We start from the raw sequence: 23,864 nt of genomic DNA on the forward strand, positions 1-23,864 counted from the left end.
AGCAACCATGCAGTTCGCACGGGTCGTTCGGGCATCGTTCTGCGTCGCGGCGGCCGTCGCGACCGCGAGCCTGCTGACCGCCTCCCCCGCCTCCGCGCACATCCCGACGATCAAGGCCGAGTGCGTCGGCGACGAGGCGAGACTCGCCGTCAGCCTGAGCCGTTACGACGGCAGGAGGTCCAACTGGCTCAAGGTCGACGACAACGGTGAGGCCATTGCGAACCACGAATTCCGCGAGTCGTACTCGAAGACCTACCGCAGGCCCGGAACCGCGCGGCACGTGTTCACGGTGACCGTCTTCGCGTGGGACGACGCCTACCCGTACGCCTATCCGCAGCACCCGTACGCCTATCCGTACGGCGGGTACCAGTACGGCTCCCCGTACGGCTACCCGCCGGGCGGCTACGCGCCGCGCGGCTGGTCGTTCACCAAGAAGTTCACCGTCGAACCGTGCGTGGTGCCCCCCACGACGACAACGACGGTCCCGGCCACGACGAAGCCCCCAAAGCCCTCGAAGCCGGAGAAGACCACCACGACGCCGGTTCCCGTCACCACCACACCCGTGACGACCACGACCACCGTGGAGACCACGACGACAACGACCACGACGCCGTTGACGTTCGACTGGCCCACCACGCGACCGAAGGCGGTCGTGATCCCCGCCGCCAACGACAGCGAACTGCCCGACACGGGCGCGGACGTGACCGCCCCGTTGGTGCTCGGCGTGCTGCTCCTCACCGGCGGCGTCATCGTGCTCGTCCTGCTGCGCCGCCGAATCCAGGGGTAGATAACGGAAAGCGACCGTCCCACCTTACGCGAAGTAATTACGGCTACCCCATTCGGGTAGTTAATTGCACCCCGCTAGGGTGACGTCGTTTCTCCTCAGCCCTTCCCTCAGGAGCCCCTCATGCAGCTCGCACGAGTAGTCGGTGCGGCCATCGGTGTCGTCGCGACCATCGCGACCACCACTCTGGTCATGGCACTGCCGGCCTCGGCGCACACCCCGACGCTGACCCCGAAGTGCGAAAACGGCACGGCCAGCCTCACGGTGAAGCTCAGGGCCTACGCCCAGAGCACCGATCAGAAGTCGAACCACATCAAGGTCACCGTCGACGGCAAGGAGGTGGAGAACAAGGACTTCAGCGCGAGCTTCGACGGGGCCTACTCCGCCACCGGCGACGTGAAGCGCGAGTTCGTCGTCGAAGTGACCGCGTACGACGGCAACCAGTTCTCCTTCAAGAAGACGGAGACCGTCGAGCCGTGCGTGGCGGTCACCTCGACGTCCAGCACCACCACGACGACCACGACGACCAGCACCACGGTTGAGACGACCACGACGACGACCGAGGCGACCACCACCACCACGGAGCCGACCACGTCGGAGTCCTCGCCGGCCGGCACCACGACGACCACGACGACCACGCCCGCGATCGTGGCGGTGGCCGACACGGGCGGTCTGGCCGACACGGGCGCGAGCATCGCGATCCCGCTGGTGATCGGCGTCGTCCTGCTCGGCGGTGGCGCGGCCCTGCTGATCGTCCTGCGTCGGCGGGCAGCCGGTAACCAGTAGCCGGTAGCCGGTAGCCGGTAGCCGGTAGCCGGTAGCCGGTAGAGCAACGAACACGACTCGGCCCCGGTCCTTCCACAGTGGAGTGACCGGGGCCGAGTGCTGTGCGGGGCCAGGGGCTAGGGGCTAGGGGCTAGGGGCAGCACCTGGATCTTGCGCCCCTGCCCCGCCTGGAACCGGGACAGCGCCGAGGCGTAGTCGGCCAGCGGCAGGCGGTCGCTGATGAACACCTCCGGGTCGAGCACACCGGTGGCGAACAGGTCGGCCGCCCGTTCGAACGAGTGCAGCACCGCCATCGAGCCGGTGATGGTGATCTCCTGGTTGTAGATGCGGTACGGGTCGATGGTCACCCGCGCCGCGTAGTCGGAGACGCCGAACTGGAGGAACGTGCCGCCCTTCGCGACCCGGCCCAGCCCGTCCTGGATCGCCTTCTCGTTGCCGGTGGCGTCGATGACGACGTCCCAGCCCTCCGGCCGGTCCAGCTCGTCGGCCGACGTCGCGGTGCCGCTGACGCCCAGCAGCTCGGCGGTGGCCAGGCGCTCCGGGTTGAGGTCGACGATCTCGATGGACGACGCACCCGTGAGCTTGCCGAGTTGCAGCATCATCAGGCCCATCGTGCCCGAGCCGTAGATCAGCACCCGACTGGCCAACCGCGACCGCAGCACGTCGTAACCGCGCACCGCGCACGACAGCGGCTCGATCAGCGCGGCGTCCTCGGTGCGCACGTGGTCGGGCAGCTTCACGCAGTTCGCCACCGGCGCCAGCGCGTACTCGGCCGCGCCGCCGCCCGTCGTGACGCCGATCGCGGCCCACCGCTCGCACAGGTTGTTGCGCCCCGACCGGCACATGCGGCACTCGTGGCAGTACAGCGACGGGTCCACCGCGACCCGGTCGCCGACCTCGACCTCGGTGACGTCCGACCCGATCTCCGCGACCACGCCCGCGAACTCGTGACCGGGCACCACCGGCAGCGTCGGCGCGAACTCGCCCTGCAGGATGTGCAGGTCGGTGCCGCACAGCCCGCACGCCGCGACGTCCACGACGACCTGGCGCGGGCCGGGCGTCGGGTCCGGCACCTCGGCGACCTCCACCGCGCCGACCCCGGTGATCACGGCTGCTTTCACTTCACGGCTCCCAGAGAAAGGCCCTGGACCAGCTTGTCCTGGGCGGCGAACCCGGCGACGAGCACCGGCAGCGACACCACCACGGCGGCGGCGCACACCTTGGCCAGGAACAAACCCTGGCTGGTGACGAACCCGGTGAGGTAGACCGGCGCGGTGCCCGCGACCACGCCGGTCAGCACGCGGGCGAACAGCAACTCGTTCCAGCTGAAGATGAAGCAGATCAACGAGGTCGCCGCGATACCGGGCATGGCGACCGGCGCGACCACCCGGCGCAGCGTGGTGACCAGGCCCGCGCCGTCCAGCGCGGCGGCCTCCAGGATCTCCCCCGGCACCTCGGCCAGGAACGACCGCATCAGCCACACCGCGATCGGCAGGTTCATCGACGTGTAGAGCACGACCAGGAACGAGATGTTGTCCAGCATCCCGGTGTACTGCGCGACCAGGTAGATCGGCAGCAGACCGGCGACGACCGGCAGCATCTTGGTGGACAGGAAGAAGAACAGCACGTCCGACCACTTCTCGACCTTCTTGATCGAGAGCGCGTACGCCGCCGGGATCGCCAGCAGCAGCACCAGCACCGTGGAGCCGATCGACGCGCTGAGCGAGTTGATCAGCGGCGGCCACGGGTCGGAGTCGAAGAACGCGGCGTAGCTGTCGAACGTGACGGGCGCGGCCAACGACGGCGGGTTCGTCGCCGCGTCGGGCTCGCTGTGCAGCGAGGTGAGCACCATCCACGCCACCGGCGCGAAGAACAGCAGGCCGGCGAACCACGCGGCCAAACCCAGGATCCGGCTCATCCCCGCACCTCCTCGCGCAGCAACGACGACACCACGCGCAACGCGAACGTGGCGATGACGATCGACCCGACCACCACGACCACACCGGCGGCGGACGCCTGGCCGTAGTCGTGCGCCTGGTAGAACGTCTGGTAGATCGTGTACGGCAGGTTCGCCGTGCCCAGACCGCCGGACGTGATGGTGAAGACGGCGTCGAAGTTCTGCACGATGTAGATCGACCCGAGCAGCGCGCCCAACTCCAGGTACTGCCGCAGGTGCGGCAGCGTCAGGTAGCGGAACACCTGCCACGGCGTGGCGCCGTCGATGCGCGCGGCCTCGACCGCGTCCTGCGGGCGGCTCTGCAGGCCCGCCAACAGGATCAGCATCATGAACGGCGTCCACTGCCACACCAGCGACGCCTCGACCGCGAGCAACGGCATCCCGCTGATCCACTCCGGCTGCGGCGCGTCGGCGCCGAACAGCCACGTCAGCACACCGTTGAGCAGGCCGTACTCCGGGTTGTAGAGCGCGTGCTTCCACAGCAGCGCGGCGGCGACCGGCACCACCAGGAACGGTGCGATGAGCATCGTGCGCACCAGGCCGCGCCCGGCGAACTTGCGGTCCAGCAGCAGGGCCAACCCCAGCCCGAGGACGAGGCTGACCAGCACCACGGTCGCGGTCAGCACGGCCGTGACCCCGATGGCCGACCGCAGGTCCGGGTCGGTGAACACGGCGGTGTAGTTGTCGATGCCCGCGAAGCCGCGGTTCGTCGGATCGAGGGAATTCCACCGCATCAGCGAGATCACCAGCGTGGCCACGAACGGCAGCTGGGTAACCACGATCGTGAAGACCAGGGCGGGCAGGAGCGGGGCGCGCCGTACCCAGCGCGCCGCCGCCTTCACCTGCCCCGTCCGCGCCGGGGGCCTGGGCTCGGCCCGCGCCACGGCCTCCCGCACGGCGGTCACCGGGTCCTCCCGATGGGGGTGGGGTTGCTCATCAGTTCCCCCGGTACTTCTTCGCGACGGTTTCGGCCAACGCCTGGCTCTCGTCCAGCGCGGCGTCCACTGTGGTCGAACCGGCGATGGCGGCGCTGATCTTCTGCGACACCTGCGTGCCCAGGTCGGTGAACTCGGGGATGCCGACGAACTGGATGCCGCTCACCGGCCGTTCCTGCACGCCGGGGTCGGTCGGCTTGGCGCCCGCGATGGCCGCCTCCGCCTGCTTGGCGAACGAACTGCCCGCCGCCAGGTACTCGGGGCGCTGGTAGGTGGACGAGCGCTTGCCGTCCGGGACCTTGGACCAGCCCAGGTTCTTGCCGACCAGCTCCTCGTAGCCCTTGCCGGACGCCCAGGACACGAACTTCCACGCGTTGTCGGCCTTCTTGCTGGCCTTCTGGATGCCGAACGCCCAGGTGTAGAGCCACGCGGAGCTCTCGGTCTCCACCACGGGAGCCTGGGCGAAGCCGAGCTTGCCCTTCACCGGCGAGTCGTCGGCCTCCAGCAGACCGGCGGCGACCGTGGCGTCGTACCACATGGCGACCTTGCCCTGGGTCATGTTGTTCAGGCACTCGGCGAACCCGGCCTGCGGCGCGCCCGCCTCACCGTGCGCGCGGACCAGGTCGACGTAGAACTTCGTGGCTTCCTTGAACTCCGGCGCGTTGACCTGCGCCTGCCAGTCCTTGGTGAACCACGTGCCGCCGAACGTGTTGACCACGGTGGTCAGCGGCGCCATCAGCTGGCCCCAGCCGGGCTGGCCGCGCAGGCAGATGCCCTTCATGCCGGGCTGCGCGCCGTCGACCTGGGCGGCGATGTCGGCGACCTGCTGCCACGTCGGCTTCTCCGGCATGGTGAGGCCCTTGGCGTCCAGCACGTCCTTGCGGTACATGAGGAACGACGACTCGCCGTAGAACGGCTCGGCGTACACCTTGCCGTCGGCGGCGGTCAGCGACTGGCGGATCGGTTCCAGGATGTCGTCCTGGTCGAAGCCGGTGTCCTTGGCGAAGTAGTCGTCCAGCGGGGTGAGCCAGCCGTTCTTCGCGTAGATCGGCGTCTCGTAGTTGCTGATCGTGGCCACGTCGTACTGGCCGGCCTGGCTGGAGAAGTCCTGGCTGATCTTGTCGCGGACGTCGTTCTCGGGCAGGACGGTGAAGTTGACCGTGATGCCGGTGTCCTTGGTGAAGTTCTCCGCGGCGAGCTTCTGCAGGTCCTGCATCTGCGGGTTGTTCACCATGAGGACGTTGATCGAGTTGTCGGATCCGCCGCCACCGCCGCCCGCGCCGGCGCACGCGGTCGTGGCCAGGAGTACCGCGGCGGCCAAGCCGCCATACCGGAATGACTTCATCGTCCTGCCTTCCTCGGGGCGAGCGGAACCAGACCCCTGGTGCGTCGGGGTCTCGGGCTGGGGATCGGGGTGGTGACTCGGCTGTGCGGTTTTCAGGCCCGGACGACTTTGGGTCCGAGCAGCGAGTAGCGGTGCGCCTCGCCTGCGGGCAGCACGGAGTCGGTGACGACCGCCTCCAGGTCGGCGACGCCACCGAACCGGTGGAAGCTGGCGACGCCGAACTTCGTGTGCACGCCGACGAAGATCCGCCGGCGGGCCGACGCCAAGGCCTGCGCCTTGACCGCGCCCACCGCGGGGTCGGGGGTGGTGAGGCCGTGCTCACGGGAGATGCCGTTCGCCCCGATGTAGGCGAGGTCGATCACCATCTCCGACAGCATGCGGGTGGCCCAGTGGTCCACGGTCGCGAGCGTGCGGCCGCGGACCCGTCCGCCGAGCAGGAGCACGGTCGCGGAAGGGACTTCGGACAGCACCGCGGCGGTGGGCAGCGACGCGGTGATCACGGTCAACGGCCTGCCGGTCGGCAGGGACTCGGCCACGAGCTGGGGTGTGTAGCCCTCGTCGATGAACACCGTCTCCGCGTCACCGAGCCGGTCCGCGGCGGCACGGGCGATCCGCCGCTTCTCCGGCACCATCGACGCGGACCTGAACTTCAGCCCGGTCTCGTACCCGGCGCTCTCCACCGGGAACGCGCCGCCGTGCGTGCGGCGGACCAGGCCGTGCTCGTCCAGCAGGCGCAGGTCGCGCCGCACGGTCTCCTGCGCGACCTCGAGTTCGGCCGCGATCTCGGCGACGTCGACGCGGCCGTCCGCCCGTGCGCGGGCCAGGATGCGGCGCTTGCGTTCGTCCGCCCGCATCTATCGCCTCCTGCCCGCTCGGACCGTCGCTGCCCGTTCGGGCCGCGCATAAGGTGTAACACCGGGGAAACAGTGTGGCTAGCGCCACACCCAGGTGAACGATGCCCGGGTTTCGCCCGTTTCGCCTGACCGAACGCACACCAACGGCCCGGATCCGTGCCCGAATCGACATGACCGGGTGCCCGTTCCCACTCGTATGGACAAAACGAGCAGGCCCCCGAGTTCACGCGACTCGGGGGCCTGCTCGTGCGACTCGCGCCCGGATCGGGCACCGGGGGTCAGGCCGAGGCGGTGGCCAGGGCCGGGTAGTCGATGTAGCCCTTCTCGGTGCCGCCGAAGAAGGTCGACGGGTCCGGGGTGTTGAAGGGGGCGCCGGTGGCCAGGCGGGCGGGCAGGTCCGGGTTGGCCAGGAACAGGGCGCCGAAGCTCAACGCGTCCGCGGTGCCGTCGTCGAGCAGTTCCAGGTGGTCCGGGCCGGTGACGCCGTCGGGCGTGAACGGGTTGAGGATCAGGGTGCCGGAGAAGCGCTCGCGCAGCTTCAGCGTCAACGCCCGCGCGTCCGCCTCGGCGATGTGCAGGTAGGCCAGGCCGATCGGGTTGATGGCGTCGACCAACGCCGGGTAGAGCTCGTGGTGGGATTCCTCGGCGATGTCGTTGTACTGGTTGGCCGGGGAGATCCGCAGGCCGACGCGGTGCGCGCCGATCGCCTCGGACACCGCGCGGACGACCTCGACCACGAACCGGGTGCGGTTCTCGACCGAGCCGCCCCACTCGTCGTCACGCAGGTTGGTGTTGTCGGCCAGGAACTGGTGCAGCAGGTAGCCGTTGGCCCCGTGCAGCTCGATCCCGTCGAACCCGGCCTCGACCGCGTTGCGCGCGGCGGCGGCGAAGTCGGCGATGGTGGCCTCGATGTCCGCGTGGCTCAGCTCGAACGGCGTGACGAGGTCGAGCATCTCGGAGCCGGTGAACACCTTGCCCTCCGCGCGCACCGCGGACGCGCTCACCGGGTGCAGGTCACCGGGCAGCAGGCTCGGGTGGCCGATCCGGCCGGCGTGCATGAGCTGCGCGAAGATCCGCCCGCCCGCCGCGTGCACCGCGTCCGTGACACCGCGCCAGGCCTCGATCTGCTCCTCGGTGTGCAGACCGGGCGTGTGCGTGTACCCCTGGCCGACCGCGGACGGCTGGATGCCCTCGGTGATGATCAGCCCGGCACTGGCGCGCTGGGCGTAGTACTCGGCCATGACCGGCGTCGGCACGGTGTCGTAGGCCCGGCTCCGGGTCATCGGCGACATGACGATCCGGTTCGGCAACTTGGTGCCGGCCAGGTCCAACGGCTGGAACGCGGTGCTCATCGCTGTTTCCTCCAGGGTGTGCTGTTACCTGTCCGAACAGCTATCCCCCGAAGTCTATTCCGAAATCCACTGTTGTGACGGCACTCACGATCCAGCGCGACTAGAATCGAAGCATGGCCCCGACCGGAGAAACGCGCACGTCACTGCCCATTCCCCAGGTCGCCGAGAACGGCAGGGTCAGCCATGCCATCTTCCGCGTCGCCCGATTGCACCGCATGCTCGCCGGTCAGCTGCTCAGGCAGGCAGGTCTGCACCCGGGCCAGGAGCAGGTGATGATGCACCTCTGGGACTGCGGCCCGCAGCGGCAGGCCGCGCTGTGCGGCGTGCTGGACTCGGACTCCCCGACCATGACCAGGACCGTGCAGCGCCTGGAACGCGCGGGCTTCGTGCGCCGCTCCCCCGACCCGACCGACGGCCGCGCGACGATCATCGAGGCGACCGCCGCCAGCCAGGCCCTGCGCCGCGAGGTCGAACGCGTCTGGCGGGAGCTGGAGGAGGCCACGCTCGGGGACATGGACGACGACCAGCAGGCCGAGACCCTGCGGGTGCTCAGCCTGGTGGAGTGCAACCTGGCGACCCGGACGCACCGGCCCGTACCCGGTCAGGACGGGTCTGCCGGGCCTGCCTGATCCAGGCTGACCCGCACTCGTCCGCAAGCTCGACCGCGACGCGCAACACGGCGGACGACGGCACGACCCGGTCCACCAGCCCGGTGCGCAACGCCTCGTCGGCGGTCACCCGGCGTGCCACCACCACCTGACCGCCGGTCACCCGGACGAAGCCGCCGTCGGAGGCCAGCACCCGCAGGTCGCACACGCTCACCAGCTCCGCCGCCTCACCGCACACACTGCCGCCGATCGCCGCGACCACCGGCACGGGCAGGTTCGCCAACGCGTCCCGCACACCGCGCAACGACGCCGATAACGCCTCGCGCTGCGCCGCCGAACTCCGGACCAGCCGCTTGATGTCGGTCACGCACAGCCCGCGTCCGACGAGGAGCACGACGGCACGGGCGTCGACCACCGCGGGCAGCAGCGTGCGCAGGTCGTGCGGGACGGTGTCCGAGGGCTCGTCGACCCGGATGACCGCGATCCCGCCGGTGACATCGAGTGAGACGGCCATGAGGCGGCAATCGTGGCCGAGGTTTCCCCCGGTTGTCATGTTCTGCCCCACTATCGAGTGATCGCGGGGTACAAATCCCCTGTGAAGCGGTGGGTGGTGGCGGCGGTGGCGCTGGTCGGGCTGACCGGGCTGACCGGCTGCGCGGTTCCGGTCGCGGGCAAGCCGACGCCTGGCCCGACGTCGTCGGCCGCCGGGGCGAAGCCCGAGGTCGTGCGCTGGATGAACAACTTCTGCGGGGTGGCCCAGTACATGGTCGCCTCGGGCGGGGTGACGTTCGACCAGAACCAGACCGATCCGGCGGCGGCGAAGAAGTCCATCAGCGACAACCTCGGCCGCGTGGTCGACGTGCTCGACGTCGTCCTGCACGACCTGGACGAGCTGACGCCCGCGCCGACCCCCGCCGCCGACACCGCGGTCGAGATCATCAGCGAGCCGCTGACCAGGGCGCGGGACAAGTTCGTCTCGGCCAAGTCGACCGTGGACGGCGCGCCGGAGCTGACCGCCGACGTGTTCTCCACCGTCATCCAGGACATGACCGAAGCCGTCACCGTGATGAACGAGGCCGTGGAGAAGATGGGCGTCGTGTCGCTGCCCGACGAATTCCGTGACGCCGCCGCACAAGCCGAAAACTGCGAGAGCTAGCCGCCGTCTGCGGAGCAGCGGCCATGTCACAGCCAGCCTCGCCGCACGGCCTGCACGCCGGCCTGGAACCTGGTCTGCGCGCCGGACCGGTCCATCAGCTGACGCACCCGCCGCTGCACGGTGCGCGGACCCAGACGGAGCTGCCGGGCGATGCTCTCGTCGGTCAACCCCGCCGCGAGCAGCGCCACCAGCTGGGTGTCCACCTCGCCGCCGGAACCGCGCGGGCTGAACGGGATCGCGTTGTCCCAGTACAGGTCGAACATCGACACCAGCACGTCCAGCAGCGGTGACGGCCGGATCAGCAGCACCTGGTCGACCACGCCGCGCACGGCCACCGGCAGCACGGCCACCCGCGCGTCCACCACGGCCAGCTTGAACGGCAGCGTCGGCGTCACCCTGGCCCGTTCCCCGAACGCGACCAGTTCCGCGATCTCGGCCAGCCGACCGGGCAGCTCCACGCTCGACCGGTCGTAGATCACGCGCCACTGCACGTGCCGCCGCCGGGTGTCGACCTCCATCGCGGTGTGCTCCTCCACCGGCGTGATGTACGGCGGCTGGTCGAGCACGCACACCTCGGTCCGCGCGCCCGCCAGCAGCGCCTGCCACACGTCCCGCACCTGCCCGGCGCCGTTGACCAGCTCGACCATCGACGTGTCGTGGTGCTGCTCGGCGCGGTTGCGCAGGTAGACCTCCATCAACGACGCCGCACCGGCCCGCGCCCGCCGGTGCCCGTCCTCGCGGGCGGCGATCAGCATCTCCACCGCCAGATCCGGCGGCACGGCCTGCCACACGTCGTCGGCGAGGCGCTGCACCACACCCAGGCGCACCAACTCCTCGAGCACCTCGGGCGGCGCCCCGGCCTCCTCCGCCGTGCACGAGCCCGTGCGGACCAACCTCTCGTACACACGCGCCTGCTCGGCGGAGACACCCAGGTGTTCGAACACGCCCGCATTCTCCCCGATGCTCCGGACATCCCAACCGCCGTGAGCCGTCCGGCCCAACGCGGTGACGGGAACACGTCAGTGACGCGAAACTGCCGCGTTCCGCCTCTGGGCCGGCGCCCGACCTCGTGCCTACCTTGCACGCACTTCGCCGCCGTTCTCAGATCCCTGACTCCCTCGACGGCAGGCGAAGTCCCTGTAGTCGGAAGGAACAAAACCCCCGTGAACGGATTGCGACGCACCGCGCTGTGCGCGGCTGCCGTCTCGGCCACGCTGCTGTCCGGCGTGACGACGACGGCGACCGCCGCGCCCGTGGCGCATCCCGCCGCCGACCCGTTGGCGCAAGCCGCACAGTCCGAGTCGATGTCTTCTGGCACAGCCCGTCCGTACGAGCGGCTGATCGTGGGCTACAAGTCCACCGCCACCGAGGCGAGCTCGGACACCGCCGCCGCGCAGGACGCGAAGGCCAAGGGCGACAAGGTGGGCCGGGACCTCAACCTCCGGCGCCGCCTCGGCACCGGCGCCGCCGTGGTCGACCTCGGCGGCACGGTCGACGGCACCGCCGCGTCCCGGGCCATCGAGGAGTTCAAGGCCGACCCCGACGTGGCCTACGTCGAGCCGGACCTGATGATGCAGCCGCTGGCGGACCCGAACGACACCGACTACGCCAAGCAGTGGGACCTGTTCGAGGCCACCGCGGGCATGAACGTGCCGGGCGCGTGGGACAAGGCCACCGGCCAGGGCGTCACGGTCGCGGTCATCGACACCGGCTACGTCGCGCACTCCGACCTGGCGAGCAAGGTCGTGGCGGGCTACGACTTCGTCTCCGACGCGGCGCGGGCGCGTGACGGCAACGGCCGCGACTCGAACCCGGCCGACAACGGCGACTGGACGAAGACCGGCGACTGCGGCACGGACTCGCAGGGCAACCCGGTGCCGGCGCGCGACCAGAACTCCAGCTGGCACGGCACGCACGTGGCGGGCACCATCGGCGCGGCCACGAACAACACCAAGGGCATCGCGGGCATCGCCTACGACGCGAGGATCCAGCCGATCCGCGTGCTCGCCCAGTGCGGCGGCAGCACCTCCGACATCGCCGACGCCATCGTGTGGGCCTCCGGCGGCACGGTGTCCGGCGTGCCGGCCAACGCCACCCCGGCCAAGGTCGTCAACATGAGCCTGGGCGGCCAGTCCGCCTGCTCCGCGACCTACCAGAACGCGATCGACTCGGCGGTCGGCCGGGGCACGGCGGTCGTCGTCGCGGCGGGCAACTCCAACGCCGACATCTCCGGCTTCACCCCGGCGAGCTGCAACAACGTCATCGCGGTCGCGGCGAGCAGCCGTGAGGGCAACCGGGCGTTCTACTCGAACTACGGCAGCAAGGTCGACATCGCCGCACCCGGCGGCGAGACCCGGCGCGGCACCGACACTCCGGGCACGATCACCACGCCGCAGAACGGCATCCTCTCCACGGTCAACGGCGGCGCCACCACGCCGGGCACCGAGAGCTACGCGCCGTACCAGGGCACCAGCATGGCCGCGCCGCACGTCGCCGGTCTGGTCGCGCTGGTGGCGCAGGCGAACACGAGCCTGACCCCGGCGCAGATCGAGACGCTGATCAAGAACAACGCCCGCCCGCTCGCCGGCACCTGCACCGGTGGCTGCGGCGCGGGTCTGGCCGACGCGGCGAAGACGGTCGCGGCGGCGGGTGGCGGCACCACCCCGCCTCCCAACGGCACGTTCCAGAACGCGACAGACGTGCAGATCGTCGACCTGGGCACGGTGACGTCCTCGATCGCCGTGACGGGCCGGACGGGCAACGCGCCGTCGGCGCTCAAGGTCGGCGTCGACATCAAGCACACCTACCGCGGTGACCTGGTCCTCGACCTGATCGCCCCGGACGGGTCGGCGTACCGGCTGAAGAACTCGTCGTCCGGTGACTCCGCGGACAACGTGGTCGCCACCTACACCGTGAACGCCTCCACCGAGGTCGCGAACGGCACGTGGAAGCTGCGGGTCCAGGACGCGTACTCGGGCGACACCGGCTACATCGACGTGTGGAACCTGACCTTCTGACCGCCCCGACCCCATCGACCTGACCGAGGGGTGTGCCCGGTCCCGTGCGCGGGGCCGGGCACTTCGGCGTCAGGCGCGTGCTGGTGACCTGCGACGGAGCCCGTTTCCGCAGATGTGCGGTCCCACGTCCGGTCGTCCGCAAATCTGGGGGCACGGCCCCCATGTGCGCCACGGCGTGCCCATGACACTTTGAGCGCGTGTTCCCGTCCGCCGTAGACCGGCCCCCGACCACGTGGTGGCTCAGCGGTGTGCGCGGGGACCACCGAGAGCTGGTCGTCCCCCGTGGACGGCCCTCATGGGCCGCGTTCGTGGAACGCGCCGCCGCGACCGCGGCCCGTGCAGACTTCACCGACGGCGGCTGGGACACCGTCGGCGCAGCCGACAATCCGATCGAGGCGTTCGCCGCCGTCCTGAGCCCCTTGGTGCGCGCGGCGGTGGCCCGAGACCCCCGGCTGGACGCCGACTTCGCCCGCGCGCTGGGCAAGCGGCTGGCCCGGATCGCGGCACGCACCCTCGTGCTGGAGCTGAACCTCGAACGGGTCGCCGGGCGGCTCGCCGGCGACACACCGCGCGAGCGGTTCGCCGATTTCGTCCGCAACGTCGACCTGACCGCGCTGTTCGCCCGCTACCCGGTGCTGGCCCGGCTGCTCGGCCAGACGTGCCTGCACGCGGTCGAGGCGCAGGGTGAGCTGCTGGACCGGTTCGCGCGGGACCGGCCGGAGATCGTGCGGACCCTGCTCGACGGCCGCGACCCCGGCCCCCTCGCGCACGTGGAGTCCGCCAAGGGCGACTTGCACGCACGCGGCCGTTCGGTGGCCGTGCTGACCTTCGCCGACGGCCGCCGGATCGTCCACAAGCCGCGGCCGGTGGCGCTGCACCGGGCGTTCGCCGACCTGCTGACGTGGTTCGACGGGCACACCGGCCTGGGGCTGCGGCTGCCGCGTGCCGTCACCCGGCCGACCCACGGGTGGCTGGAGTTCGTGGAGCACCGGCCGTGCGCGGACGTCACCGAGGTCGGCCGGTTCTACCACCGGCTCGGCGGGCTGATCGCGCTGCTGTACGCGGTGGACGGCACGGACATGCACTACGAGAACCTGATCGCGGCGGGCGACCAGCCGGTGCTGGTGGACGTGGAGACGTTGTTCCACCCCACGGTCGGCATCCCGGCGGACCCGGCGGCCGGTGCGCTGGCCCGGTCCGTGCACCGCACCGCCGTGCTGCCGCGCGTGCTGCTGGGCGAGCACGGCGCGCTGGACGTCGGCGGCATGGGCGGCGACCACGGCGACCGGTTGCCTGCCGACGGCGTGGCGTGGCTGCACCCCGGCACCGACCGGATGCGGCTGGTGCGCAGGCCCGCGCCGATGCCGCCGGCGCACAACCGCCCGGTGGTGGACGGTCGGGAAGCCGAGCCCGCCGACTACCAGGGCGCGCTGCTGGCCGGGTTCCGCATCGGCTACGACGCGCTGTACGACCACCGCGCCGAACTTCACGCGCGGCTGGGCGTGTTCGCCGACCTGCCGGTGCGGTTCGTGCCCCGGATGACCCAGCTGTACGCGACGTTGCTGGACGAGTCGACGCACCCGGACGCGCTGCGCGGCGCGGCGGCCCGCCAGGACGCGCTCGACCTGCTGTGGGACCAGTCGTCGGACGACGACGTGGTGCGCGCCCTGGTGCCGCACGAGATGAGCGACCTGTGGGCGGGCGACGTGCCGCTGTTCACCACCCGGCCCGGCAGCCGGGACGTGTGGACCTCCACCGGTGAACGGGTGCCCGACCTGCTGCCGGTGTCCGGTCTGGACGCGGTCGCGGCCAAGGTCGCCGCGCTGGACGAGGTGGACCGCCACGACCAGCAGTGGCTGATCAGCGCCGGGCTGGCGAGCCGGCCCCGCCCGGTGGACCACCGCAGCGGCCTGGCCGTGGCCGCGCCGCTGGAGGCGTCCGTCCCGGACCCGCAACGCCTGCTGGTGGCCGCGTGCGGTGTCGCCGACGAGGTGCTGGCGCACGCCACCGCCGCCGCCGGCCGGGTCAACTGGGTCGGACTGGAGCTGGTGGACGACCGGTACTGGGCGGTCGCCGCGATGGGCGCGGGACTGTCCAACGGCTACACCGGCGTCGCGTTGTTCCTGGCGCAGCTGGGCAGGCTCACCGGCGCCGCCCGCTACACCGAGCACGCCCGCGACGCGCTCGCCCCGATCCCGGGCCTGCTGGCGGCGTTCGCCGAGGACGCCGAGATGGCGGTCGCCGTGGGCAGCGGCGCGTTCCACGGCCTGGGCGGGATCTGCTACGCCTTGGCGCGCCTGGCGAACCTGCTGGACGACGCGGAGATCGCGGGCTGGCTGCGCACCGCCGTCGACATCGCCGCGGCCGTGGAGACGATCGGCGAGGACCCGGCCAACCTGGTCGAGGGCTGGGCGGGCGGACTGGCCGCGATGGCGGCCGTGCGGGCGGAAAGCGGCCTGCCCGCCGCCGGTGCGCTGGCCCGTGCCTACGCCGACCGGCTGCTGGCCGCGTCACCCGGCGGTGACGGTTTCGCCCGCGGCCGGGCGGGTGTCGGCTGGGCGTTGCTGCGCTACGCGCGGACCGGCGGCGACGACCGCCACGGCGTGGTGGGTCGGGCGAACCTGCGCGCCGACCACGCGTTGCGGCAACGCCTGCTCGACGTGGCCGAAGCGGACCACAGCTGGTGCTCCGGGCTGTCCGGCGCGGTGCTCGCGCACACCGCCCACCCGGACCAACCGGTCGACGCCTGCACGCCGCACCTCGACCGGTGCCTGAACGCCCTGGCGGTGCACGAGCCCCTGCGAGACCTGAGCCTGTGCCACGGTGAGCTGGGCGTGATCGAGTCCCTGACCGTCCTCGCGGAACGCGGGCACGGTCTGGCGTCGGCCATGCAGACCCGGCGTGCCGGACTCGTCCTCGGCGCGCTCGACCAGTACGGAGCGCGCTGCGGCACGCCGGGAGGCGTGCCGTCGGCCGGCCTGCTCACCGGGCTCTCGGGAATCGGGTACGGCTTGCTCCGCCTCGGTTTCCCCGAGCAGGTGCCGTCCGTGCTCCTGCTCGAATCCCTGCACGACACCTACCCCCGCGAGGAGAACCACCGATGAGCGACGCCAACCACGACGAGGTCACCACCTGGAGCGAGGACCAGGACGGCGACCACCCCGCCGGGGAGATGGCGCTGTCCCGCAAGACCAAGACCGGCGCCCGCGCCCGCGCGTTGGCCGGCCTGACCCTGGCCGTCGGCGCGTACGCGGTGGTGGCCGTGAGCGAATCCACCATGACCACGGTGAGCGCCCCCGGTCTGACCATGGGCTGACCACGTCATGACCGGGTAACGAGCCGCGCCGGACCGCCGAACTGCCCGCCCGCACTGGGGGTGCGGGCAGTTTGGCGTGCGGTCGTTCGGCTTGACTAAGGTCGGCCCATGCACACCCGCGCGCCGGTCGTGGTCGGCCGCGACGAAGAACTCCACGTGCTCGAGCGAGTGCTGGCCGACGCCGGCGACCACCGCGGCCGCGCCGTGTTCCTCGTCGGGGAGCCGGGCATCGGGAAGACCCGGCTGGCGCGCTTCGCCGCCGGCGCCGCGTTCGACCGCGGTATGCGGGTGCTGCGCGGGCGCGGCAGCACGATCGGGCCGATCGTGCCGTTCCGGCCGCTGGCCGAGGCCCTGATGTCGTTGCTCCGCGCGGGAGACGGCCCGAACCTGCGCGAACTCGGCCCCTACCAGCCGGTGCTGGGCAGGTTGGTGCCCGAGTGGAGCCCGAAGACGGGTGGCTCGGAGGAGCAGTGGCAGGCGCACTCCGTGCTGGTGCTCGCCGAGGCGGTGCTGCGGCTGCTGGCCGTGGTCGGCCGGACCCAGCCGTGCCTGGTGGTGCTGGAGGACCTGCACGACGCGGACGCGGAGACGCTGGCCGTCGTCGACTACCTGGTGGACAACCTCGACCAGGCGCCCGCCGCGCTGCTGGTGACCACCCGCGCCGACCCCGGCCCGACGCTGGACGTGGTGCGCCTGGCGGCCCAGCGCGAGGCGGGCGTGCTGCTGGAACTGCGCCGGCTGGACGAACGCCAGGTGCGCCGGATGGTGGAACTGTGCCTGGAGGCCGAGAGCCACCAGGTGCCCGCCGAGGTCGTCGAACGGCTGTGGGCGGACAGCGCGGGCAACCCGTTCGTGGTCGAGGAGATGCTGCACGGCCTGGTCAACGGCGGTCTGCTGGTGCGCGGGCCGGGCGGCTGGCAGGTGCTCGGCGAACTGCGCATCAACGTGCCGTCGGCCCTCGTGCGGTCGATCGCGCACCGCACCGACCGGCTCGGGCCGCAGGGCCGCGAGGTGCTGTCGGTGGCCGCCGTGCTGGGACACCGGTTCCCCCTGTCGGTGCTGCGGCGGGTGACCGGAATGGACGATCGCGGCCTGCTGTCGCACCTGCACGCGGGGGTGGCCGCGCAACTCGTGACACCGGACGAGCCGGTGCCCGACTGGTACGCGTTCCGGCACCCGCTGACCGCCGAGGCCCTGCTGGCGCAGCTGCCGCCGCCGCACCGGGCCGAGTTGGCGCGGCGCACGGCGGACGCCGTGCGGCAGCTGCACCCCGACCTGCCCGGCGAGTGGTGCGCGCTGGTGGCGTCGTTACGGCTGGACGCCGGGCAGACCGCCGAGGCGGGCGCGCTGCTGGCCGAGGCCGGGCGGCGGGCGCTGGCCGACGGCGCGGCCGGGTCGGCGGTGCGGCTGCTCGACCACGCGCACCGGCTGCTGGCCAGCGAGGTGGACGTGTCGATCCGCGCCGACGTGCTGGACTCGCTGCTGCCCGCGCTGGCCGAGGCGGGCCAGTTCGAGCGGGCGTTCGCGCTGGTCGACGCGGTGACCGAGTTGAGCGCCGCCGGGTTGGGCCGGGTGCGGCGGGCCGAGCTGCACACCAAGCTGGCGCAGGTGGCCAACACCGCGGGCCGGTGGACCGACGGCATGGCGCACGTGGAGACGGCGCGCGCGCTGCTCGGCGCGGACGCGGGCGACGAGCACAACGCGCGGCTCGACGCGGTGGCGGCCTTCCTGGTGCTGAACCTGGACGAGCCGGACCGGATCGAGTCCGCCGAGTTCCTCGCCAGGCGCGCGGCGGACGCGGCCAAGCGGGTGCCGCTGCCCGAGGTGGGCTGCGAGACGTGGCAACTGCTGGGCGTGCTGGCACGGGAGCGCGACCTGGATGAGGCGACCGAGTGCTTCAGCCGGGCGCGGGCGCTGGCCGAGGAGCACGGGCTGCCCATCCAGCGGGCGTACGCGGTGATCCGGCAGGCGGGCTTGGACTGGCTGGCCGAGGGGAAGTCGGCCGAGCTGGCCGAGGCCCGCGAGGAGGCGCTGCTGATCGGCGCGATCAGCGTGGCGTACAACGTGGACTCGATCCTCGGGCTGGACGCCGTGCTGCGCGGGCGGTACGGCGACGCGGCGGAGAAACTGGCGAGGACCGTCGCGGACACCCGGCGGATGCAGCTCAAGCACCTGACCCTGTACGGGCTGATGGCGCAGGCCACCGCGGCGGCGCACCAGGGCAGGCGGACCGAGATGGACGCCGCGATCGAGGCGTTCGACGACCTCGGCGGGGTCGGCTCACAGGAGCGACCGCTGTGCTACGGGTTGGCGCGGGTGTTCTGCGCGCTGCTGGAGGAGGACCGCGCGGCGGCCGGGCACGACCTGGCGCGGGCGGTCGCGTACGAGGCGGAAGCGCCGACGGTGTACCACCTGTCCGGCAAGCACGGGTTGCGGCTGCTGCTGGACGCGCTGAACGGGGTGTCGGACCTGGAGGCGTACCGCGCGGTGACGCGGTCGGCGGCGGCCCGGATGCGCTGGAACCGGGTCTTCGCGCAGTTCGCGCTGGCCGTGCTGCTGGGCCGGGAGGGTCGGGAGGCCGAGGCGGCGCAGGCGGTGCGCGCGGCCCGCGAGGCGGCGGCCATCTACCCGCTGGCCAAGAACCTGGGGTTGCGGCTGGTGGCCGAGGCGGCGGTGGCCGACGGGTGGGGCGAGCCGGTGGGGTGGCTGCGCGGCGCCGAGGAGTACTTCCACCAGGCCGGTCAACCGGCCGTGGCCAGCGCGTGCCGGGGGTTGCTGCGGCAGGTGGGCGCGTCCGTGCCGCAGCGGCGGACCGGGTCCGACCAGGTGCCGAGGGAGCTGCGAGCGCTGGGCGTGACCGTGCGCGAGTTCGAGGTGTTCCGGCTGTTGGCGGGCCGGTTGGGGAACAAGGCGATCGCCACCCGGCTGCACATCTCGCCGCGGACCGTGGAGAAGCACGTGGCCAGCCTGATCATGAAGACCGCGCAGCCGGACCGGGAGTCGCTGAGCTCGTTCGCCGCGTCGCTCGGCTCCGCCGACCGGCCCTAGTGCGTCAGGCGGGCCCTAGTGCGTCAGGCCGGCCCTGGTGCGTCAGGACACCGGCGCCGTCACGCGGATGTCGGAGTTCCAGTCCGTGAAGCGGTGCAGGGTGCGTTGGAAGACGTTGTCCTCCAACGTCTTCAGCACCTGTTCCACCCGCACCGGCAGGTCGCCCGGCCCGACCCACACGGTGGCGGACGCGGTGAAGCCCGACTCGTAAGCCGCCAGCAGTTGGGTGCGACGGGTGGTGTCGGTGGTGCGTTCGGCTTGCAGCCTCAGGTCGACGAGCATGGTGTACCGGTGCGTCGGCACGCCGTCGACCTCCTCGTCGCCCTTCGCCACGATCAGGCTGCCGGCGAGGGACTTCACCACCGCCGACGGGTCCACCTGGTCCGGCAGGCCGGCCACCGTGGTGTCGGCCCGCACGGGCGCGCGGTCCGCCAGGTCGAGCCTGGTCCACGAACCGCCCGACGTCCGGGAGTAACCGGCGTCCGCCAGCACCACGACGTCGGTGGACGAGTCCTGCCGCAACGACACCAGCCGGCCCTCACGGGCGCGCAGCAGGCCGCCGTCGAACGTCACGCGCAGCCCGGACATGGTGGTCTCGGTGTCGAACCGGACGGATCTCTGCTCGTCGGCACGGGCGGCGACGGCGGTGATCAGCGTCGCGCTGTCGTCCACGACCGGCCCGAGGGTCGGTTCCGGCAGGCCTGTCCGCTGCGCGCAACCGGCCAGGCCCACGGCGGCCAGCACCAACGCGACGACGGACCTGCGCATGACTCCCCCCACGGACGGTGAACACCGCCATCCTCCCTCACCCGTGCGCGACGACGAGTGCGAACCCCCAAAGTGCCCGGGTTACCGTCTGACCATGTCCTACGTGCTCTCCGTCAACATCGGCTCACGCGTCGAGTTCGACCAGGCCTCCGTCGGCCACACCGGTATCGGCAAGCGCCCCGTGCACGGCCCCGTGGAGGTCCGCTCGCCGGGTCGGCACGGCAGCGGGGTCGCCGGCGACCACATCTCCGACGCGCGCCACCACGGCGGCGAGGACCAGGCCGTCTACGCCTACGCACGAGAAGACCTGGACGAGTGGTCGGTGGAACTGGGCCGCGATCTCCGGCCCGGACTGTTCGGGGAGAACCTGACCACTGTGGGCATCGACGTGTCCGGCGCGCGCATCGGCGAACGCTGGCGGATCGGCGGGGTGCTGCTCCAGGCGACGAACCCGCGCGTCCCGTGCCGGACGTTCGCCGGCGTGTTGGAAGAACGCGGGTGGGTGAAGACGTTCACCCGGCGCGGGCTGCCGGGCACGTACTTCCGGGTCCTGGAGCCGGGAACCATCACGGCGGGTGACGAGATCGTCATCGAGCACCGGCCGGACCACGACGTCACGGTGGCGATGGCCTTCCGGGCCGTCACCTCGCAGCCCGAGCTGCTGCCGGGCCTGACCGCGGCGGGCGAGGACCTGCCCGAGGACCTTCGGCGCCGGGTCGAACGGCGGACGTCCGACCCGGCGTAGCCCGCTTCGTCCCTACTGCTTGGCCACCAGCGTGAGCACGTCGTACCTGGCCACCGACTCGCCCTTCTGGTTGACCAGGTCGGCGTCCCACCGGACCTCGCCGTAGTCCTGGTCCTCGCGCGGCGTGATCTGCTTCGCGGTCAACGTCACGGTCAGCTCGTCGCCGGGGAACGTCGGCGTGAGGAACCGCAGGTTGTCCAGGCCGTAGTTGGCCAGCACCGGCCCCGGCTCGGGCGAGACGAACAGGCCCGCCGCGAACGACACGACCAGGTACCCGTGCGCGACCCGACCGCCGAAGAACGGGTTCGCCGCCGCGGCCTCCTCGTCCATGTGCGCGTAGAACGTGTCGCCGGTGAACTCGGCGAAGTGCTCGATGTCCTCCAGCGTCACGGTCCGCGGCCCGGCGACGACCGTGTCGCCGATCCTCAGCTCCCGCAACGACTTGCGGAACGGGTGCACGTCCGACTCGGTGCGCGGCGCGCCCGCGACCCACCGCCCGGTGACCGCGCTCAACATCCTCGGGCTCGCCTGGACCGCCGTGCGCTGCATGTGGTGCAGCACGCCGCGGATGCCGCCCATCTCCTCGCCACCGCCCGCGCGGCCCGGTCCACCGTGGACCAGCGCCGGGAGCGGCGAGCCGTGGCCGGTGGACTCCTTGGCGTCGTCGCGGTCGAGCACCAGCACCCGGCCGTGCCACGGGGACACGCCCAGCACGACGTCGCGCGCGAAGTCCGCGTCGTGCGTGACGACCGAGCCGACCAGGCTGCCCGCGCCCCGTGCGGCCAACTCGACCGCGTGCCCGACGTCGTTGTAGGCCATCAGCGTGGACACCGGCCCGAACGCCTCGACCTGGTGCGGCTGGGCGTGGTCCGGGTCGGCCTTGAGCAGCACGGGCGACAGGAACGCGCCGCGCTCGGCGTCGGCGTCCACCACGTCGACGTGGTCGAGCGAGCCGTAGACGACCTCGCCGACCTCCAGCAGCGCCTTCAGCGACCGCCGGACCTCCTCGCGCTGCTCCAGCCCGGCCAGCGCCCCCATCCGCACGCTCTCGTTGGCGGGGTTGCCGATCACGACCTTCGCCAGGCGCGCGTTCGCGGCGTCCGCGACGGCGTCCACAAGGGACGCGGGGACCAGGGCGCGCCGGATCGCGGTGCACTTCTGGCCCGCCTTGACCGTCATCTCGCTGACGAGCTGCTTGACGAACAGGTCGAACTCGGGCGTGCCCTCGACCGCGTCCGGGCCGAGGATCGAGCAGTTCAGCGAGTCGGCCTCGGCGTTGAAGCGCACGCTGTTGCGCACCACGGTCGGGTGGGTGCGCAGCACCTGGGCGGTGGAGGCGGACCCGGTGAAGCCGACCAGGTCCTGCCCGGTCAGGTGGTCCAGCAGGTCGCCCGCGCCGCCGGTGACCAGTTGCAGCGAGCCTTCCGGCAGCAGGTCCGCGGCGAGCATCAGCTCGACCAGCTTCTCGGTGATGTAGGCGGTCTGGGAGGCGGGCTTGATCAGGGACGGCACGCCCGCGATGAACGCGGGGGCGAACTTCTCCAGCGGGCCCCACATGGGGAAGTTGAAGGCGTTGATCTGCACCGCGACGCCCAGCAGCGGTGTGGCGATGTGCTGGCCGACGAACGTGCCGCCGCGGCTGAGCGGCTCGACCGCGCCGTCCACGTAGACGGTGTCGTTGGGCAGTTCGCGCTTGGCCTTGCTCGCGTAGCCGAACAGCACGCCGATGCCGCCGTCCACGTCGATCAGGGAGTCCGTCCTGGTGGCGCCCGACCGGGCGGACAGGGCGTACAGCTCCTCGCGGTGTTCCCGCAGGTGTGAGGCCATGGCCTTGAGCAGGGCCGCCCGCTGGTGGAACGTCAGCTCCCGCAGCGCCGGTCCGCCGACCCGCCTGCCGTGGTCCAGGGCCGCCGCCATGTCGATCCCCTGCGACGAGATCCGGGCGATCTCCTCACCGGTCACCGCGTCGTGCAGCGGCGCGCCCTCGGCGGACGAGGCGTGCCAGCGACCGGACACGTAGCTGCGCAGCATGGACATCGCGTGTCGACCTCCTTGTCGGGCCGGTGGGTGTCCCGGCATGACCCGACAGTAGAGCCTCCCGACTTTCATCGTGGCTTGATTGAAGCGGTGCGGCACTTCGGCCCGGCAACCCGCCCGCCGGCGGCCCAGCCGGAATGCCGCGCCCCCGGACGTCGTTGACCTTGTCGTGAGGCTTTCCGTGCTGGACCGGTCGCGGGTGCGCGCCGGTCACAGCCATCCCGAGGCACTGCGCGACACGGTGGCGTTCGCCCGCCAGGCGGAACAGCTCGGCTACCACCGCTTCTGGGTGTCCGAGCACCACGGCGTGCCGGGCGTGGCCGGCTCCGCGCCGACCGTGCTGGCCGCCGCCGTGGCCGCCGCGACCTCCCGGATCAGGGTCGGCACCGGCGGCGTGATGCTGCCCAACCACCAGCCACTGGTCGTGGCCGAGCAGTTCGGGGTGCTGGAATCGTTGTTCCCCGGCCGCATCGACATGGGTCTGGGCCGTTCGGTCGGCTTCATCGAGGCCGTCCGCAAGGCGCTGGGGCACGACAAGGAGGACGCCGCCGAGTTCGGCCCGAGGCTCGCCGAACTGCTGGGCTACTTCACCGGCGACCAGGCGGTGCGCGGCTACCCGGCGCACGGCCTGCGCGTGTCACCGTTCGTCCTGGCCACCGGCGCCGGAGCCCGGGTGGCCGCGGCCCACGGCGTCCCGCTCGTCATCGGCGCGTTCCGGGGCGAGGACGCCATGATCGACGCCATCACCGCCTACCGCGACCGGTTCCGCCCCTCGACCTGGGCGGCGGACCCGTACGTGGTGATCTCCTCGACCGTCGCCGTCGCGGACACCACCGAGGACGCCTGGCGACTCCTGGTACCGGAGGCGTGGTCGATGGCCTACTCGCGCACGAGAGGCGAGTTCCCGCCGCTCCGCTCGCCCGACGACATCCTCGCCCAGCCCATGACCGACCGTGAGCGCACGCTGTTCGAGCAGTCGTTGCAGGGCCACGTCTTCGGCACACCGCCGGAAGTCGCCAAGGCCCTCGACGCCCTGGTCGACCGCACCGGCGCGGACGAGGTCCTGGTCACGACGAGCACCCACGACCGGGCCGCGATGCTCGACTCGTACCGCCTACTGGCCGGGCTGTACCTGTAGCGGCTCAGTACCTGTAGC

20 protein-coding genes are annotated in these 23,864 nt (G+C 71.8%); 10 read left to right on the forward strand and 10 right to left on the reverse strand.

Annotated elements, in window-relative coordinates; translation table 11 throughout:
- Positions 1–7: 7 nt before the first annotated feature.
- Positions 8–787, forward strand: coding sequence for an LPXTG cell wall anchor domain-containing protein (locus tag FM051_RS37040; RefSeq protein WP_158851611.1), 780 nt, complete (start codon positions 8–10; stop codon positions 785–787).
- Positions 788–907: 120 nt separating this feature from the next.
- Positions 908–1,570 (forward strand): hypothetical protein, encoded by a 663-nt coding sequence (locus FM051_RS37045; RefSeq protein WP_158851613.1) that lies wholly within the window; start codon positions 908–910, stop codon positions 1,568–1,570.
- Positions 1,571–1,686: 116 nt separating this feature from the next.
- Here the strand turns inward: FM051_RS37045 and FM051_RS37050 are convergent, their stop codons facing one another.
- The 6 genes from FM051_RS37050 to FM051_RS37075 form a co-directional block, all read right to left on the reverse strand.
- Positions 1,687–2,691: a zinc-dependent alcohol dehydrogenase family protein gene (locus FM051_RS37050; RefSeq protein ID WP_158851615.1), complete on the reverse strand. Its 1,005-nt coding sequence runs from the start codon at positions 2,689–2,691 to the stop codon at positions 1,687–1,689.
- The gene (locus FM051_RS37055; protein ID WP_158851617.1) at positions 2,688–3,488 is read right to left on the reverse strand and encodes a carbohydrate ABC transporter permease; all 801 of its coding nucleotides are present in this window, start codon (positions 3,486–3,488) and stop codon (positions 2,688–2,690) included. The genes FM051_RS37050 and FM051_RS37055 overlap by 4 nt, the downstream gene beginning before the upstream one ends.
- Positions 3,485–4,432 carry a carbohydrate ABC transporter permease gene (locus FM051_RS37060; protein ID WP_158851619.1) on the reverse strand — a complete coding sequence of 316 codons (948 nt, stop codon included), beginning with the start codon at positions 4,430–4,432 and terminating at the stop codon, positions 3,485–3,487. Before FM051_RS37060 ends, FM051_RS37055 begins: the two co-directional genes overlap by 4 nt.
- Before the next feature lie 31 nt (positions 4,433–4,463).
- Positions 4,464–5,807, reverse strand: a complete 1,344-nt coding sequence (locus FM051_RS37065; RefSeq protein ID WP_158851621.1) for an ABC transporter substrate-binding protein — start codon at positions 5,805–5,807, stop codon at positions 4,464–4,466.
- Positions 5,808–5,899: 92 nt separating this feature from the next.
- Positions 5,900–6,661, reverse strand: coding sequence for a DeoR/GlpR family DNA-binding transcription regulator (locus FM051_RS37070; RefSeq protein ID WP_158851623.1), 762 nt, complete (start codon positions 6,659–6,661; stop codon positions 5,900–5,902).
- A gap of 278 nt (positions 6,662–6,939) precedes the next feature.
- Positions 6,940–8,013, reverse strand: a complete 1,074-nt coding sequence (locus tag FM051_RS37075) for an alkene reductase (protein WP_158851625.1) — start codon at positions 8,011–8,013, stop codon at positions 6,940–6,942.
- Between the two features lie 113 nt (positions 8,014–8,126).
- Between FM051_RS37075 and FM051_RS37080 the strand changes: the two genes are divergently transcribed.
- The gene (locus FM051_RS37080) at positions 8,127–8,642 is read left to right on the forward strand and encodes a MarR family winged helix-turn-helix transcriptional regulator (RefSeq protein WP_158851628.1); all 516 of its coding nucleotides are present in this window, start codon (positions 8,127–8,129) and stop codon (positions 8,640–8,642) included.
- On the opposite strand, the gene FM051_RS37085 is transcribed toward FM051_RS37080, so the two are convergent.
- Complete coding sequence (locus FM051_RS37085; RefSeq protein WP_158851630.1) at positions 8,563–9,135, reverse strand: enoyl-CoA hydratase/isomerase family protein; 573 nt, start codon at positions 9,133–9,135, stop codon at positions 8,563–8,565. The two genes, FM051_RS37080 and FM051_RS37085, sit on opposite strands and share 80 nt — an antisense overlap.
- Before the next feature lie 81 nt (positions 9,136–9,216).
- Here FM051_RS37085 and FM051_RS37090 point away from each other — a divergent pair, with 81 nt between their 5' ends.
- On the forward strand, positions 9,217–9,777 hold the full coding sequence (locus tag FM051_RS37090; RefSeq protein WP_158851632.1) for a hypothetical protein: 561 nt from the start codon (positions 9,217–9,219) through the stop codon (positions 9,775–9,777).
- A 26-nt stretch (positions 9,778–9,803) separates the two neighbouring features.
- On the opposite strand, the gene FM051_RS37095 is transcribed toward FM051_RS37090, so the two are convergent.
- Complete coding sequence (locus tag FM051_RS37095) at positions 9,804–10,721, reverse strand: DNA-binding response regulator (RefSeq protein ID WP_158851634.1); 918 nt, start codon at positions 10,719–10,721, stop codon at positions 9,804–9,806.
- A 219-nt stretch (positions 10,722–10,940) separates the two neighbouring features.
- Between FM051_RS37095 and FM051_RS37100 the strand changes: the two genes are divergently transcribed.
- The 4 genes from FM051_RS37100 to FM051_RS37115 all read left to right on the forward strand — a co-directional run bounded on the left by FM051_RS37100 (position 10,941) and on the right by FM051_RS37115 (position 19,158).
- Positions 10,941–12,794: a S8 family serine peptidase gene (locus FM051_RS37100; protein ID WP_202919205.1), complete on the forward strand. Its 1,854-nt coding sequence runs from the start codon at positions 10,941–10,943 to the stop codon at positions 12,792–12,794.
- Positions 12,795–12,991: 197 nt separating this feature from the next.
- Entirely contained in the window at positions 12,992–15,898 is a 2,907-nt protein-coding gene (locus FM051_RS37105) for a type 2 lanthipeptide synthetase LanM family protein (protein WP_158851636.1), read from the forward strand.
- Complete coding sequence (locus FM051_RS37110; RefSeq protein ID WP_158851638.1) at positions 15,895–16,110, forward strand: hypothetical protein; 216 nt, start codon at positions 15,895–15,897, stop codon at positions 16,108–16,110. The genes FM051_RS37105 and FM051_RS37110 overlap by 4 nt, the downstream gene beginning before the upstream one ends.
- A 108-nt stretch (positions 16,111–16,218) precedes the next feature.
- Positions 16,219–19,158 carry a helix-turn-helix transcriptional regulator gene (locus FM051_RS37115; protein WP_158851640.1) on the forward strand — a complete coding sequence of 980 codons (2,940 nt, stop codon included), beginning with the start codon at positions 16,219–16,221 and terminating at the stop codon, positions 19,156–19,158.
- A gap of 42 nt (positions 19,159–19,200) precedes the next feature.
- Here the strand turns inward: FM051_RS37115 and FM051_RS37120 are convergent, their stop codons facing one another.
- Complete coding sequence (locus tag FM051_RS37120; protein WP_158851642.1) at positions 19,201–19,926, reverse strand: SCO4651 family lipoprotein; 726 nt, start codon at positions 19,924–19,926, stop codon at positions 19,201–19,203.
- Between the two features lie 94 nt (positions 19,927–20,020).
- Between FM051_RS37120 and FM051_RS37125 the strand changes: the two genes are divergently transcribed.
- Entirely contained in the window at positions 20,021–20,671 is a 651-nt protein-coding gene (locus tag FM051_RS37125; RefSeq protein ID WP_158851644.1) for an MOSC domain-containing protein, read from the forward strand.
- 12 nt (positions 20,672–20,683) lie between these two features.
- On the opposite strand, the gene paaZ is transcribed toward FM051_RS37125, so the two are convergent.
- Positions 20,684–22,708 (reverse strand): phenylacetic acid degradation bifunctional protein PaaZ, encoded by a 2,025-nt coding sequence (paaZ, locus tag FM051_RS37130; RefSeq protein WP_158851646.1) that lies wholly within the window; start codon positions 22,706–22,708, stop codon positions 20,684–20,686.
- 169 nt (positions 22,709–22,877) lie between these two features.
- Here paaZ and FM051_RS37135 point away from each other — a divergent pair, with 169 nt between their 5' ends.
- Positions 22,878–23,846, forward strand: coding sequence for an LLM class flavin-dependent oxidoreductase (locus FM051_RS37135; protein ID WP_158851648.1), 969 nt, complete (start codon positions 22,878–22,880; stop codon positions 23,844–23,846).
- The last annotated feature ends 18 nt before the right edge of the window (positions 23,847–23,864 follow it).

Origin of the sequence: Saccharothrix deserti (assembly GCF_009769385.1) — a bacterium.
GTDB lineage: Bacteria > Actinomycetota > Actinomycetes > Mycobacteriales > Pseudonocardiaceae > Actinosynnema > Actinosynnema deserti.

What these genes read in the sequence shown, in the direction of transcription:
- FM051_RS37040 (WP_158851611.1), top strand. Translation starts at nt 8, where the DNA reads ATGCAGTTCGCACGGGTCGTTCGGGCATCGTTCTGCGTCGCGGCGGCC.
- FM051_RS37055 (WP_158851617.1), bottom strand. Translation starts at nt 3,488, where the DNA reads ATGAGCCGGATCCTGGGTTTGGCCGCGTGGTTCGCCGGCCTGCTGTTC.
- FM051_RS37125 (WP_158851644.1), top strand. Translation starts at nt 20,021, where the DNA reads ATGTCCTACGTGCTCTCCGTCAACATCGGCTCACGCGTCGAGTTCGAC.
- FM051_RS37070 (WP_158851623.1), bottom strand. Translation starts at nt 6,661, where the DNA reads ATGCGGGCGGACGAACGCAAGCGCCGCATCCTGGCCCGCGCACGGGCG.
- FM051_RS37045 (WP_158851613.1), top strand. Translation starts at nt 908, where the DNA reads ATGCAGCTCGCACGAGTAGTCGGTGCGGCCATCGGTGTCGTCGCGACC.
- FM051_RS37065 (WP_158851621.1), bottom strand. Translation starts at nt 5,807, where the DNA reads ATGAAGTCATTCCGGTATGGCGGCTTGGCCGCCGCGGTACTCCTGGCC.
- FM051_RS37075 (WP_158851625.1), bottom strand. Translation starts at nt 8,013, where the DNA reads ATGAGCACCGCGTTCCAGCCGTTGGACCTGGCCGGCACCAAGTTGCCG.
- paaZ (WP_158851646.1), bottom strand. Translation starts at nt 22,708, where the DNA reads ATGTCCATGCTGCGCAGCTACGTGTCCGGTCGCTGGCACGCCTCGTCC.
- FM051_RS37080 (WP_158851628.1), top strand. Translation starts at nt 8,127, where the DNA reads ATGGCCCCGACCGGAGAAACGCGCACGTCACTGCCCATTCCCCAGGTC.
- FM051_RS37115 (WP_158851640.1), top strand. Translation starts at nt 16,219, where the DNA reads ATGCACACCCGCGCGCCGGTCGTGGTCGGCCGCGACGAAGAACTCCAC.
- FM051_RS37110 (WP_158851638.1), top strand. Translation starts at nt 15,895, where the DNA reads ATGAGCGACGCCAACCACGACGAGGTCACCACCTGGAGCGAGGACCAG.
- FM051_RS37085 (WP_158851630.1), bottom strand. Translation starts at nt 9,135, where the DNA reads ATGGCCGTCTCACTCGATGTCACCGGCGGGATCGCGGTCATCCGGGTC.
- FM051_RS37120 (WP_158851642.1), bottom strand. Translation starts at nt 19,926, where the DNA reads ATGCGCAGGTCCGTCGTCGCGTTGGTGCTGGCCGCCGTGGGCCTGGCC.